Below are 14,865 nucleotides of genomic sequence, written 5' to 3' on the forward strand. Positions count from 1 at the left end.
CGGCTTTCCCTTTTTTGCGTTATTTGCTTATAGAAGGGAGGTGGAAGGATGATACAGAAGCCATCACGATTGGAATACGGATCTATTGTCGGTGAACGTTACCGAATTGTTCGCACGTTGGGTACAGGAGGAATGAGCCATGTGTTCATGGCAGAAGATTTGAAGCTGCCAGGCAAGCAATGGGCGGTGAAGGAGTCGGTTGCCGAGCCACAAATGATGAAGCTTATACGAACGGAAGCGGAAATGCTGATTTCATTAAGCCATCCACGCCTACCGAGAATTGTTGATTTCTTCGAGCATCCGCGATCCGGTGCGGTATATCTGGTTATGGATTACATTGAAGGCATGACGCTGGAAGCCTATATGAAGGGCTACCAAGGTCATATCCCACAGGAGGAAATCGTTCCATTCGCTTTGCAAGTGCTGGATGTGCTGGATTATTTGCATACCCGTCAGACACCAGTCATTTACCGTGATCTGAAACCGACGAATATTATGCTGACCCCGGAAATGGAATTTAAGCTGATTGATTTTGGGATCGCGCGGAGCTATAAGGTGGAACTGAATCAGGATACGGTAAAGCTGGGAACCGTGGGTTTTGCAGCCCCGGAGCAATATGGAGCAGGCCAGACGGATGCCCGCTCAGACTTATACAGTTTGGGAGCGTTGCTGTTGTATCTCTGTACGGGTGGCAAATATAGCGAGTGGACTGCGGGAGTAGAAAGGTATATTCGCGGGGAATTACCTCGCCATTTGATTCCAGTGATTCGAAAGCTGCTGCGGCAGCATCCTGAGGAACGATTTCAATCTGCCGGAGAGGTCATTGAAGAACTGCGACAAAGTGCAGAGTTTCAGCCTGCTCAACATGGAGCATCCGTTAGTGAACCTTCAAATACTTCATTGGAATACGCAGGTACAAGGGTAGTAGCTGTGCTCGGTGTGTCTTCCGGCTCCGGTGCTACACACACGGCAATTGCGGTGAGCCACTACCTGGCCCGAAGATGTCGCTCTGTAGCTTTGGTTGAGCTGCATAGCACAGCCAAAGCGTTTGCCCGGCTTCAAGCAGTGGTGGAGGGTGCACCTGCTGGACGAACGAGTTCGAGTCGGCGTTTTGAGGTGGACGGAGTACATTATTGGCGGCAGACATCTCGTGCGGATGTCATTTCTTTGCTGGGCGGCTCCTATAGATTTATCGTTCTGGATTTGGGGAGTGGACAGGATAATGAGCGGCTGGAGGAATTTTTGAGAGCCGATTACCCGCTTATCGTTGGTTCAGGAGCGGAATGGAGAGCTCAAGAGATCGTCAGGCTAGCCCAATCGCTTCAGCGTTATCCGCAGCATAAATGGAATTACTGCTTGCCGTTGGCACCATCGGAGGCGGTTCGTAGGCTGCGTAAGGAACTGGATCATGATAAAGTATTTGCTCTACCGTTCCATTCTGACCCATTCGAGCAAGACGGTGAGATGGATCAGGTGCTGGACGAGCTGTTTCGCGGAGCTATTCCGGATACCCGGAAAAAACGCTTCGGATTTCTAAAACGTCAGCGCTAAATCAAAGACATATATCAAAAAAGGCAGGGGAGAAGCTGTGTGTCCAAGCTAAGAAAGAGCAGTAAGCAAAAGCTATACGCCGGTTGTATTGGCGCGGGTATAGTTAGCATTATTTTTGTAGGCTACCTTATCGTTAACACCCATCAAATGAATGAGGTCAGGAAACAGGCCGAAGTAGACGCAGAACTAAAATGGAAAGTGTATGAACAAGAGCAACGCACTGCGAAAAAAGGCTGGGCTGTTATTCGTGACATTTCACCAGGTGAACAGATTACAGCTAATGATTTGAAGGGAGTTACGGTCCCTGGTTCTCAGGCACCGGCAAATTTGGTGACAGATAAAAATGAAGCTTCCGGCACTACAGCCAAGATTGAATTGAAAAAAGGGTCTGTGCTTACGTCTGCAATGGTAACTGTTGATGAGCCCGCATCTAAAGATTTGCGCAACCGTGAGCTAAAGGTGGTAGTACTGCCCAGCAGCCTGAAGCAGGGGGACGAAGTGGATATCCGCATTCAATTTCCAACGGGCCAGGATTATATTCTATTGTCCAAAAAGAAAATTTCCAGGCTGGAAGGCCCCGTCGTCTGGGTCACTATGAATGAGCAGGAAATATTATCGTTTTCAAGTGCAATTGTTGATGCCTACCTGCATAAAGCATCCATCTATGCGCTGACATATGTCGATCCTGAGTTTCAGCCGAAGGCGATCCCAACTTATCCGCCTAATGCTCAAGTGTTAGCACTCATGAATAGTGATCCGAATGTGTTACGCGTGGCGGAACAAAGGCTGTCCAAGCAGTTGCGGGATTCTCTTGAAAATGCAATTAATTCATTAAACAACGTTATTTCAACACCTATAGAAAGAAGTCTGAGTGAGGAAATTACAGCTCAGCATACGGATACGACTGCAAGAGATGCATCTGACGGGAGTAAGGGTATGGGGAATGGATATGGAATCGGGCAGGATCATAAAGAACAGGCGGAAATTTTGACGCAGGGTGGAAGCTCTGATCCATATGCCAAATAAATAAAAGTAAAGGAACGGAAGTATGAAAATTTGGATATTTGCCGGACTTTGTGACAAAAGCGATACCTTGTTATACATCAGCAGCATATTAGCTGCTTCCGGCCAACAGGTGCTGCTTGTGGATGCTACGCTGCGGAAACAGTATCGTTATAGCATAGGGATGCTCGATAAACCACTTCCCATTATACAGTTTAATGGTTTTGATGTGGCGACTGGTTTTACAGCATGGGAAGATCTTAACATCGGTATGATGGCCGATCTAAAGGCAGAGCAGGCTTATGACATTGTCATTTTGGACGTGGAGTCAGCGGATTTTTGCCCAATATCTGTTTGGAAAAGGGCGGAACAGCGAATTTGGGTCAGTGATTATAGCCGAATGCAGATGCACAACGGACGGATGTGGCTAGAGCATTTGTTCAGTCAACCTGGATTTCCCAAAGATCTTGCATTTGACAAATTATTTTTACAAGCTGTGGATTGTGGTGTAGAGGAGCCGTACTTATGGGAATACATGAACGGTTTTCCTGCCTTCTGGCAGCAAGAGCCGTATGTACTGCCATGGGATGAGGGGCATCTTGCCCTGAAGCTGGAAAATGAGCATAAACAGCAGCTTCAACTAAAACCGCTATCCAGAATGTATAAGAAAGAATTGTGCCGTTGCATTGGAGAATGGATGGGCTGGGAATTTAAAGAGAGCCGACGTGCGCTAAAGCGTGCGGAAAGGAGGAGAGCATGAGCACTGTTTTATTTTGGAGCCCAATAAAGGGAGCGAGTGGAAGCAGCTCATTGGCGGCAGCAATAGCAGTTACCATAGGCAATCTATATAGAGGAAGATTACTATTGACCCATCTGGGACGTAGACATACGGGAATTGAATCAGGATTCCCTATACAGGAGCATCGTATGGATGATCCAAGTTTGCGGCTTGAGGAAGGCGGTTGGGATGCTGTCGCACGGTTAGTACTGCGTGGAACATTGTCTAGAGAAAATATTTGTAATTATACGACACCTGTACTGGAACAGACTCTCGATGTGCTTGAGGGAACCTCCAGCTTTGGAGCTGTTCCACCACTGTTATCCTCTGGACTTGTACGGGCAGTGATGGACACGGCGGATCAATATTATGATTTGACGCTGGTTGATGCAGGAAGTGGAGCAGGGTGGGGATCTGTACAACATGAAGCATGTGCGGGAGCCAAGCTGGCTGTTCTGTCGCTGACTCAGAATATACGTGAGCTGGATGCTTTTTTTGAATCTGTATCTCCGCTATCCACTTACTCGGCATTGCCGTTATTAATGGTACTCGGGAAATATGATGTGCATTCTCAAGCAAATGTAGCGAATATCCGCAGGAGATATGGCTACAAGGGAGCTTTACATACAGTTCCTTACAGTACTGAATTTATGGACGCGTGGAACCGCAGGGATGTGGTAGGCCATGTACAGCGTGGTGTGCGAAGCGGGAAAGAGCCGCATCGCAGGCTTTTTACACCTATCGGATGGGAGCAGAGCATACGGCAGATCAGTAAAGCTATTCTGGAGGCGGCAGAATCCGATCTTCGGCTCAAGGCTTTGGAAAGGGGCGCTTGATGCTGTCCGCTCAATTAATCTATGGATTGATACTTGCTTGCATTGTACTACTAGGCATCGTATTAATTATCGTTAAATATCGAGGAAAGATTCACTCGCGTCATTCAACCTCACGGGTCGGTAAAGAGAATAAAGAGGCTACATTGGAGACTCTGATGGAGTATATCAAAAATGCACTTCATGAACTAAGTCATAGCCAAATGGCGGATGTCGGGTTACATGAAGAGGAATATAGAAGGCGTATCCATCAAAGAGCGGAGCTGCGCAGAGCGTTAAAGGACTGCGCCAATGGCAGTAGTGGCGATAAACGTTTTGTTAAAAATCTGATGGCTGAGCTGCTGATTAACGGCTATGGCTTGAACGAAAAAATCGTAGATTCCGTTATGCCATTTTCCAGACCTGATTCATTAAGCATACAGGATCAATTCGAAATTGTCTTTTACCAATACCAGCAAAAGTATGGTGCTGATGCCCTGTCATGTTTACTGGATACTTATGACTTGGCCGAAATGAGATATTCACAGCCACATGAAGAGGATGGAAGCTATCTCGTCACGGGAGAGGATATTCGTTATATCTATGACTGTGAACACCGCCCCCTTTCCTTTTTAGAGAAGGTGGATATTATTGTGCAGCGGATTTATCAGCATTATAAAGGCTTTTCCGTCATTGATGATATACGTGATCAGCGGATTGACGGTGTAAGCGGGGGCGTTAGTGGCATGCCGCAAGGAGGGACTACTCTATCGGCGGACTGGCCTCCGGATCGGTATACATTAGAACAAACATCTGAACCTACTGCAAATGGTTATGAGAGCGTGTGGATTTTTTATAAAGGAAAAACGATTCATCTTTCGTTTCTTTCCTTTGCTTCAGAGCGTGAGCTTAAACGGGTGTGCCAAAATATTTACAAATACAATTACCCGGGACAGCTTTCCGAAGCCAATGGTTATAAGGTAAACGAAATGAAGGATGGGTCACGGGTTGTGGTAGTCAGACCTCCGTTCTCCGAATCGTGGGCTTTCTTTGTCCGTAAATTTGATATTCAAAGCGCATCGCTGGAGCAGCTAATTAAGGGTGAAAATGCTGAGTTTCCGATCCAGTTTCTTTCTTACTTAATGAAAGGCAGCCGGATTACTGCAATTACAGGCGCACAGGGTTCAGGTAAGACAACGCTATTGATGGCGATGGTTAAGCATATCTATGCTTCGTATACGCTTCGTGTACAGGAAATGGCCTTTGAGTTGCATTTGCGTAGCATCTACAGTCGCCGTAACATTCTTACCTTTCGGGAAACGGACCATATTTCAGGGCAACAAGGGCTTGATTTACAGAAAAAGACGGATGGGACCGTCAATATCCTTGGCGAAGTAGCGAGTGATGAAGTGGCCGCTTGGATGATCCAGATGTCGCAGGTTGCAAGTCTGTTCACCATTTTTACTCATCATGCCAAAACATTTCGTGATCTTGTATTCTCACTTCGTAATTCATTGCTCAAAACTGGCGTATTTCAGCATGAAGGTATCGCTGAGGAGCAGGTAGTTCATGTCATTAACTTTGATGTGCATCTCAAGCGTGATGCGGAAGGACGCCGTTATATTGAACGAATTACAGAATGTGTGCCGCATGACCCGGATCATATAGATACTGGCTCCAATGCTTCGGCGAATTATAGCTATCGGCATGTTATGGAATATCGGAATGGGTGTTATATGCCAATGGAACCGCTAACCGCCAAAAGCGCAAAGGAAATGTGTGAGCAGATGAATGCCAAGGATGCCAGTGGCTTCCGCAGTTTTTTGACCCGTTATTGGGAGGAAGAATATGAGTCTTAAAGAGATGTTATTGTGGATTTTACTCTTTTCAGGCGGAGGCTTTGTACTTCTATATACAGCTTTGTGGTGGCTGTACAAACGCAATAATCGTGCAGTCCGCATTGGACGAATTCACTCTGTGCGGGAAGGGCGGAAGGGAACAGCGGTACTGCAACGGGAGATACATGCCTTATTGCACAAGCTATACACGCTGGGCATGGGAGTACCTATCCTATCCGAATACATCAAGAGCGTACGTAAGCGGCTATCCGGTTTGCATGCCTACGATGAGTACAAGCTACGCCTACAGACTATGAAGATGACACTGTTCATCTGGGGAGCTTTTATTTGCAGCGGCATCGTGCTGTTAATGATGAAACCCGGATTAGAGTTTGCTGTATTGGCCATTTTATGCGGCGTGGTAATCAACAGCCTCATTTTGGATGTGGCAATTAGCCGGATGGAAAAAAGACTGCTTGCACAGATGATCGAACTGTTCGCCAATGTGCGCCATCATTATCACCAGCATGGCATGGTAGAGGAAGCCATTTCAGAAGCGGCCGATTTGGCCGGGGCCGAGGCTGGAAGACACGCGAGACTGATTCATGAAGCGCTAACAGATGTCGATCCGCATGAAGCATTGGAAAGATACTATGAATCTGCTCCTAACCGATTTTTAAAAGCCTTTGCTGGTATCTCATATATGGTGATGGAGTTTGGTGACCGGAATGAGGAGGGCGGCTCCATTTATTTGAAGGGACTTGGCAGTCTTGCGCGCGAAATCCAGCTGGAGATGCTGCGGAGAAATAAACTGGACTATCTGCTCAAAAGTTTGAACGTGATTGCACTGGCCCCCGTTTTTTTTACGATACCGATTGAAAAATGGGCGAAATCCAGTTTTCCGTCCATGGATGATTTTTATCAGGGGAAATTGGGATATATTACAAAGTTGACCGTCTATATTGTAATTATCTTATCTTACTTTCTGTTACAAAAGCTGCAACAGACCAACGAAACAGGTTATCGTGCGGGTCGGGGCCGTTATGTTTGGGAGCAAAGGCTATACCGTTTTCCCATCATTCATAATGTAGTAGATACTTTAATTCCGCGGCAGCAGTCATCCTCCTATTTCCAGATAACCCGCTTGTTAAAGGAGAGCGGCGCAGAGATTAAACTGGAATGGCTGTACATACGGAGGATTACTCTTTTCATTATAGGATTGGTGCTGAGCATCAGTACGGTATTTGTTTTACATGAAGCAGAGAAAACACATATTCTTTACGCTCCTGTCCAATCGGGTCAAATGTTTGGACGTTTAAATCCCACAGAGGAAAAAGAAGCTTTGAAGCAGAGTGAGGTTGACTGCAAAATCATGTACCTGCTTAACATGAGAGCGGAAAGCACATATGAGCAGACGTATGCAGCTCTAGAGCGTAATCCAGGTGGCACAGCAAATGCGGATCAGCTATCTAAAAATACACGCCGTATCCTGCAGAAGCTGGAAGCGTGGAACGAGGAATACATTAAGTGGTGGGAAGTGCTGATCGGTTTAGTTGTTGGATATGCAGCCTTCCAAATGCCTATGCTTCTGTTATATTTGCAGCGAAAAATGCGGCGGTTGGATATGAGACATGAGGTATATCAGTTTCAAACGGTCATTTCTATATTACGGGCCATGGAACGAATGTCTGTCGAGGAAATATTGGAGTGGTTGAATCGTTTTTCGGTTATTTTCAAGAGACCACTGCAAAAATGTTTGCTTCATTATGAACACGGACCCGAGGCAGCTCTTGATTTGTTGAAAGAAGAAGCGCCTTTGCCGGAATTTCAACGTCTGGTGGACAAGCTCCATTTGTCTTTGGGCAAAATTACGATTCGTGAGGCCTTTGACGATTTGGATTCTCATATGTCCTACTATTTTGAACAAAGAAAACAGGAGTATGAAAAAATGATAGACAGGAAGGCCATCTGGGGTAGGATGATTGGTTTTGCTCCAATGTACGGTCTTATCTTTTTATATTTGGTGATTCCATTGATCGGCATGAGCTTTGTTCAAATGGATAGCTATTATGAGCAGATACAAAAAATTCAGTAAGCAAGTTCTATGATGACTAATACGGTATAACAAACTAAGGAGAGAAAAATAATGAATAACGCATCAACTGCCTTAAAGGTAGCCGCCGGTATATTTTTGACTATCGCCCTCATTACAATTGTAGTCATTCTGTTTATTTCAGCTCAGGAGGCGACCAAAACGGCACAAAATAATTTTGCTGATATTCAGACCGAATTGTCCCAAGCCTCTTTTACAGTATATGACGGTACAACGATTAGCGGATCTCAGGTAACCAATGCGCTACGCAAGTTTCAGGGCAAGGACCAATTCGGTATTCAGATTAAAACCGGCAAAAATATGGCAGGGCAGTGGTACGGTAATGCTTTGAACATTAGCACGGACAGTGAACAGTATGGTGCAGTAAACGGTGGAAGTGATAAGACGGGAAAAATAGCGAATACGCTGAATGAGAAAGAAAACGAGTACGTAAATCCAAGCGGTAAATTCAAGGCTGAAATCGTCAAAGACAAATCGAATGTTGTACGCGGCTTGCTATTTACCCAATCTTAAACGCTGCAGTGGAGATCATAATGAATAGGGAGATGGGCGCATGTCTGATCACGCTTCGAGCATGCTGCGGCTTGGTTTGTCACTTATTTTGTTCATAACCGCATGTACGGCAGCAGCAGACTTGTCCAGTCAGATGAGTATGGCACTAGAATTAAGATCACAGCAGGAGGAGCGTTCTGAAGGGCGGATATCCCGTATTGCGGAAGCGGTCATGCCGAAACGGAATCAAGGGACTCAGGTTATTCAGGCGATCCGCATGAATCTACAGGATGGAATTTCGGTTCAAGTTGACGAAACGGAGTACAATGAGTATTCCGATCCGTTTGAGCCTGATGTATCGGCTTTGAATGCTTCCTCTTGGTATTCCATGTATCCACAACGTAATCAGCATGGAGAGATCATATCTGTACGCTTTGAGAAATTGGAGGAGGACTGAAGTGGTTCAATCAATATCCAAGCTGCTCGGGGCCCTACTCGCTGTATTGCTTTTGTACATCGTACCCGCAGCTCAAGCCGCTGAACGGCAGGATGATATATCGGGGCTGCATGTGTATCATTCAACGGTACGTTTTGTAGATATGGTAAGAACCAAGGGCTACATTACACCGACGATGTATAACGATTTTATGCGTGAACTGGAGCTTACAGGCAATACGTATGAGGTTGATTTGGAGCATATGCACAAAAAATATGTACCGGAATATGCAGATGCCTCGAAGCCGGATAGTTTTCTGGGCAATTATGAAACGGTATATGATGGGTACTACAACGCGCAAATCTTACCTGTCCTTTTTCCTGACAATCAGCAGCCAAAGTCAGACGAGACACGTCGATATACCTTGATGGCAGGGGATTATTTTACAGTGCGGCTGCATAACACAAATCGGACGCCTGCGGATTTATACGAATCATGGCTTCTGGGCGGGAGCGATAGCGGAAGGCCGGCAGTTACAGCTTCATACGGAGGCATGGTTTTGAATGAAGATTACTGATTTTGCAGTTATATTTATCCTGCTGTTTTTGCCCTTTGGTGTAATTCATGATTTGCGGGTACAAAATCAGCGTGAAGTGCAGCAGTTGGAAATGAAATATACATCAGCTCTTCGTACCGCAGTTCAGGATGCAGGTGTTGTACTTTCCCAAAATGAGCGTCAGGAACGGGAGGCCGGATACGGATCGGACAAGTTTTTTCGTGTTGATAAAGAAGAAGCGCTAAAGACGTTCCTGCATACCCTTTTTCTAAATGTAGGTATTGAAGGGGATACAGCAGCACAACGAGCATTATTGGATTATATACCTGCCATTGTGATTTTGGATTATGACGGTTATTATATGTTTGCCTCAGAAACCTATACAGATGAGGCTGGACAAGCTGCGATAGGTCCCAAATGGAGTGAAAAAAGGCCTTTTGCCTATGCTGATTCAGTGGGTAATAGTGTGGGATTCACTTTGGATAATTATGTACATGCGTATGATTCGCAGAATCACAGGTGGGTGGAAGGATTTCAAAAGGAGCTTCAGGGTCAAACCAGCATTTCGTTGCTGAATAATTCAGAAACGTTTGAGCAAGTACGGCGTACCACCATCGTTCATAGTGTTCAGGCAGACCTGGCCCGTGTGATCAATCTCCATAACCAGAAGGCAGCACGCAACGGTGTAGCCTATACGTTTACACTGCCGACTATTCCGCAAGAAGAGTGGTATAACACGGTAGATGATGTGGGGTTGATGGCGTTTATCCAAGGCATTCCGGTTGGTGACAGGTTTTACAATAACTATGGATTTGGTGGTGGAAGAGTTGTTAAAAAGCAAGCTATTATCGGTGGCTTAGAACCGGATACCGGAATGAAATATTTTTACAGGGCTTCCTGTCCAGCACCCTTTCAGGCTAGAGAACGTTTTTCAGATGAAAAATCTGCGGCTGCTGCGGGGTACTTCGAGTTTAAATGTAATAACGGCTTACAATAATCACTCTGACGAGTGGTTTTTCTTTTTTTATAGGAAAATCCGTATTAAAAACCTTAAAATTCGCTGTTTTCAATATTCCGATAAGGCTGCTGAATGTGCTACAATAAGGCTTTGAAAGAAAACAAATGATATATGAAATCATGACAGTCGGCATCGCCGATGACAATAAGGAGCCAAAAACAGCGTATGAGTTTATTGACTGTAGAAAATGTATCCCACAACTTTGGGGATCGCACATTATTTAAAAATGTTTCCTTTCGATTACTTGCGGGGGAACGTGTAGGTTTGGTAGGAGCTAACGGTGTCGGTAAATCGACACTCATGAACATTTTGACTGGGAAATTGCTTAAGGATGAGGGTAAAGTGGAATGGACTCCACGTGTACGTTACGGTTATCTGGATCAGCACACCAAGCTGACACCGGGCAAAACAGTACGTGATGTATTGAAGGATGCATTTCTTCCTTTGTTGGAATTGGAAAAGGAATTGATGCAGATTACGGATAAAATGGGGGATGCTTCTCCCGAAGAGCTGGAAGTGCTGTTGGAACAGATGGGTGAAATTCAGGAGCAGCTGGATATGGGTGATTTTTACCTCATTGATGTGAAGGTTGAAGAAATGGCGAACGGGCTGGGTCTCTCGGCTATCGGACTGGATCGGGATGTATCCGCTCTTAGTGGTGGACAACGAACCAAGGTGCTTCTTGCCAAGCTGCTGTTGGAAAAGCCGAACGTCCTCCTACTGGATGAGCCTACCAACTATTTGGACGTTGAGCATATTGAATGGCTTACACGGTATTTGAAGGATTATCCATATGCATTTATTCTTATTTCACATGATACGGAGTTCATGAACCAGGTCGTTAATGTTATTTATCACCTTGAATTTGCCAAGATGACCCGCTATTCAGCAAATTATGAAAAGTTCCTTGAGATGGCGGATCTGAACAAAGCGCAGCATATTGATGCTTATGAGAAGCAGCAGGAATATATTAAGAAACAGGAAGACTTTATTCAGCGCAACAAGGCGCGTGCATCCACATCAGGCCGGGCGAAAAGCCGTGAAAAGCAGCTTGATCGGATCGAACGTATTGATAAGCCCGAAGAAGCTGCCAAGCCAACCTTTCAATTTAAAGAAGCACGTGCGAGCGGGAAAACGGTATTTGAGGGAATTGATTTTGAAATTGGCTATACTCATGCCCTTTTGCCTAAAATGTCCATGACGATTGAACGTGGGGAAAAAATTGCAATTGTGGGTTGCAACGGTGTCGGTAAATCTACATTGCTCAAAACCATTCTCGGGAAAATACCGCCAATTAGCGGAAAAACCTATCAAGGCGATTTCTTGCAGCCTGCTTATTTTGAGCAGGAAGTAAAGGCAGGCAAAATTACACCGATTGACGATGTGTGGAATGAGTTTCCGCATTTGAATCAGCACGAAGTAAGAGCGCATTTGGCACGCTGTGGTTTGAAAAATGAGCATATCACACGTCCTTTGTCCGCGCTTAGTGGTGGTGAGCAGGCTAAAGTACGTCTGTGTAAATTGTTAATGCGGGAAAGCAACTGGGTTCTGTTTGACGAGCCTACCAATCACTTGGACGTTAAAGCAAAGGACGAGCTCAAACGTGCCCTGAAGGAATATAAAGGGACTGTATTGCTCGTATCTCACGAACCGGATTTTTACGAGGATTGGGTAACCAAAACGTGGGATGTGGAAGAGTGGTCAAGTAAAGTCAACTAAAATTAACTAAATTCAAAGAAATCCAGTTCTCTCATGCTTCATAAAAAGTAGGGTTTGCAGAACTAGGAAAATATGCTAAGCTATCTGTAGCTGATACAATATAATAGTCACACTAGGGGAGCCGCCCATGCGGCTGAGACGGAATAAATGGATTTCGGACCCTTTGCACCTGATCTGGGTTATGCCAGCGTAGGGAAGTGAGCGCCGTACAAGCAAGGTAACCGCATTATTACTTTTGTTTGCGCGTGGGACGATATACGTATACGGATGCTGATTGTCCGTTCGATTATTGGACGTTCGTGAAACCACTTCCTCTGGGAAGTGGTTTTTTTGCGTTTCGTTTGGCTTTGCCTGTCGAACTTCCGTATACGGATTCACATATGTTCTCATTTCATTATTGCTGGTACATGTGGCTGGCTCCGTATGTTGTTTCGCGATATGGAGCTGCAATAATATAGGTTCAGCTTATACGATTATTTTATAACATTAGTTCATATTCTTAATTCAATGTGAGGTGAAAATGAGATCGAATTACACGTAATTACGATGGAAAGTGGTTCCCATGCAAATGTACCCCAAGTGGCTGCTGCTATTTATCCGTATGTTCATTATGTGCACGCACGCCTGAAGCAGAAGGGTGCCTCAGCATTGCTTACTTTGATCCGCAGCATGGTGGAGCAGGGAGTTCCTTTACAGCAAATTGCAGTCAATGACCGTGTGGATGTAGCTTTACTTACCTTGGCTGGAGCTGTCCAGCTACCGGCTAATGGGCTACCTGCCAAGGAGGTGAAGAGCCTGCTTCCAAAGGGGACACGCTGTGGAGTGTCTGTGCATTCCTTGGAAGAGGCGCAGATTGCCGAGTGGGCTGGAGCAGACTATGTACTCTATGGTCATGTATATGAGACCCACTGCAAGCCCGATGTTGTGCCGCGGGGGATAGCTCAGCTTGAGCGTATATGCAGGTTATCTAACATTCCAGTGATTGCACTTGGCGGCATACAACCGCATCATATTCCGGAGCTTTATCATGCTGGAGCAAGCGGAATTGCAGTGATGTCCGGCATATGGGAAGCTGAGTCGCCCATCGCGGCTGCGATGGAATACAGACAAATGGCAGATCAGGTAGTCCACAATCTGTAGTAGGGAACGGGAGTAGAAGAAATTCGAAAACAGTATGGTCAGTGGAGAGGAGACATAACACATGCTAAAGATACACACAGAGGCTACAGTTATAGGACATGCTGAATGTTTGGTCATAGGTGGAGGTGTGATCGGCAGTTCCATTGCTTATCATGTGGCTAGGGAAGGGCGCAGTACGATTATGCTGGAGCGAATGATGCCGGGTGAGGGAGCCTCGGGGGCAGCGGTCGGAATGCTTGCAGCGGAGAGTGAGGAGTTCGACGACCCTGAGTTTGAACAATTTGCTCACACAAGTCGGGATGCATTCCCTGAGCTTGTTCGTGTGCTGGAGCGGTTGTCCGGTGTTTCAGTAGATTTTCGTACAGAAGGTTTTGTAACTCCTTTCCGTTCGGAAGCTGAGGGGGAAAGACGCTGGAAAGCTGCTAATACGCGCGAGGATACTCAGCCTGAGTGGTGGGATGCCGGGGAATTAGCCAGGCGGATTCCGGGCATAGATCGTCAAGCGATTGGAGCTATATATCGATCGAAGGAGACACAACTCGTTCCCTTACAGCTGTGCCGTGCCTATACGGGAGCAGCTACAGTGTTGGGTGCAACAACATGGTCCGGTACCCATGCAGAGCAGTTGGTCGTACAAAATGGCCGGATTCGCGGTGTAGTAACAGACAAGGGCTTTATCACCTGCAGTCAGGTCATTATTGCCGGAGGCTTGGAGAGCATGAATTTGCTAGAGCAAGTGGGCTTTCATTACCCGCTTTATCCGGTCAAGGGTGAAGCAGTTGCCGTCTCCTTGAAGGATCACCCTTTGGAATATACCATTTATGCCGATGATGTTTACCTTGTGCCTAAGCAGAAGAACGAGCTTTGGATAGGGGCAACGAGCCTTCCGCATCACGATGACACAGAAGTGACTGTTGCAGCTTTGGAGGGGCTACTGGCACGTGCTTCTGCATGGCTGCCGCGTGTACGTGAAGCTTCTTTTGTACGCACTTGGGCAGGCTTGCGTCCGCAGGCAGCAGCAGGACGCCCTTTCATAGGGGCTATTCCCGGTTTGGAAGGGGTATATGCTGCGGTTGGGCATTATCGCAACGGTGTCCTGTTGAGTGATGCTACCGGACGTGCGATGGCCGCTTTGCTTAAAGGGGCTAATGCAACTGAACTTGGAATAAGTAAATTTTCTTCTACATGTATCAAGGAGGAAAGCTTATGAAGCTGACGATTAACGGCCAGAGCATGAACTTTTCTAATCGGATCACTCATGTGGAACAATTGCTGCATGAGCTTGATTTAAAGGTAAAAACGGTAGTGGTGGAGCTGAATCGGCACATATTGACCCCGGGGGATCATGCAGAAGCGGTACTCCAGGACGGAGATAACCTTGAAATTGTACATTTTGTGGGAGGCGGTTGA

Annotated in this window: 14 protein-coding genes and 1 riboswitch; all 14 genes read left to right on the forward strand. The window is 46.0% G+C overall.

Annotation, left to right across the window (positions count from 1 at the left end):
- Window positions 1–48 precede the first annotated feature (48 nt).
- The gene (locus KQI_RS0106510; RefSeq protein ID WP_010345937.1) at window positions 49–1,551 is read left to right on the forward strand and encodes a serine/threonine protein kinase; all 1,503 of its coding nucleotides are present in this window, start codon (window positions 49–51) and stop codon (window positions 1,549–1,551) included.
- Window positions 1,552–1,590: 39 nt separating this feature from the next.
- Complete coding sequence (locus KQI_RS0106515) at window positions 1,591–2,577, forward strand: SAF domain-containing protein (RefSeq protein WP_010345938.1); 987 nt, start codon at window positions 1,591–1,593, stop codon at window positions 2,575–2,577.
- A 22-nt stretch (window positions 2,578–2,599) separates the two neighbouring features.
- Window positions 2,600–3,313, forward strand: a complete 714-nt coding sequence (locus KQI_RS0106520; protein ID WP_010345939.1) for a hypothetical protein — start codon at window positions 2,600–2,602, stop codon at window positions 3,311–3,313.
- Window positions 3,310–4,167, forward strand: a complete 858-nt coding sequence (locus tag KQI_RS0106525) for a hypothetical protein (protein WP_010345940.1) — start codon at window positions 3,310–3,312, stop codon at window positions 4,165–4,167. The genes KQI_RS0106520 and KQI_RS0106525 overlap by 4 nt, the downstream gene beginning before the upstream one ends.
- Entirely contained in the window at window positions 4,167–6,002 is a 1,836-nt protein-coding gene (locus KQI_RS0106530) for an ATPase, T2SS/T4P/T4SS family (protein ID WP_010345941.1), read from the forward strand. Before KQI_RS0106525 ends, KQI_RS0106530 begins: the two co-directional genes overlap by 1 nt.
- Complete coding sequence (locus KQI_RS0106535) at window positions 5,992–8,076, forward strand: hypothetical protein (protein WP_010345942.1); 2,085 nt, start codon at window positions 5,992–5,994, stop codon at window positions 8,074–8,076. The genes KQI_RS0106530 and KQI_RS0106535 overlap by 11 nt, the downstream gene beginning before the upstream one ends.
- A gap of 51 nt (window positions 8,077–8,127) precedes the next feature.
- Complete coding sequence (locus KQI_RS0106540) at window positions 8,128–8,607, forward strand: hypothetical protein (protein WP_010345943.1); 480 nt, start codon at window positions 8,128–8,130, stop codon at window positions 8,605–8,607.
- A 40-nt stretch (window positions 8,608–8,647) separates the two neighbouring features.
- Complete coding sequence (locus KQI_RS0106545; RefSeq protein WP_010345944.1) at window positions 8,648–9,043, forward strand: hypothetical protein; 396 nt, start codon at window positions 8,648–8,650, stop codon at window positions 9,041–9,043.
- 1 nt (window position 9,044) lies between these two features.
- A complete protein-coding gene (locus tag KQI_RS0106550; protein ID WP_010345945.1) occupies window positions 9,045–9,599 on the forward strand; it encodes a hypothetical protein in 555 nt (184 codons plus the stop codon).
- The gene (locus KQI_RS0106555) at window positions 9,586–10,575 is read left to right on the forward strand and encodes a hypothetical protein (RefSeq protein ID WP_010345946.1); all 990 of its coding nucleotides are present in this window, start codon (window positions 9,586–9,588) and stop codon (window positions 10,573–10,575) included. Before KQI_RS0106550 ends, KQI_RS0106555 begins: the two co-directional genes overlap by 14 nt.
- Before the next feature lie 186 nt (window positions 10,576–10,761).
- On the forward strand, window positions 10,762–12,315 hold the full coding sequence (locus tag KQI_RS0106560) for an ABC-F family ATP-binding cassette domain-containing protein (protein ID WP_010345947.1): 1,554 nt from the start codon (window positions 10,762–10,764) through the stop codon (window positions 12,313–12,315).
- A gap of 104 nt (window positions 12,316–12,419) precedes the next feature.
- Window positions 12,420–12,528, forward strand: a riboswitch (TPP riboswitch).
- A gap of 333 nt (window positions 12,529–12,861) precedes the next feature.
- Window positions 12,862–13,455 (forward strand): thiamine phosphate synthase, encoded by a 594-nt coding sequence (locus KQI_RS0106565; protein WP_010345948.1) that lies wholly within the window; start codon window positions 12,862–12,864, stop codon window positions 13,453–13,455.
- 61 nt (window positions 13,456–13,516) lie between these two features.
- Window positions 13,517–14,665 carry a glycine oxidase ThiO gene (gene thiO / locus KQI_RS0106570; protein ID WP_010345949.1) on the forward strand — a complete coding sequence of 383 codons (1,149 nt, stop codon included), beginning with the start codon at window positions 13,517–13,519 and terminating at the stop codon, window positions 14,663–14,665.
- A complete protein-coding gene (gene thiS, locus KQI_RS0106575; RefSeq protein WP_010345950.1) occupies window positions 14,662–14,865 on the forward strand; it encodes a sulfur carrier protein ThiS in 204 nt (67 codons plus the stop codon). The genes thiO and thiS overlap by 4 nt, the downstream gene beginning before the upstream one ends.

Origin of the sequence: Paenibacillus peoriae KCTC 3763 (assembly GCF_000236805.1) — a bacterium.
GTDB lineage: Bacteria > Bacillota > Bacilli > Paenibacillales > Paenibacillaceae > Paenibacillus > Paenibacillus peoriae.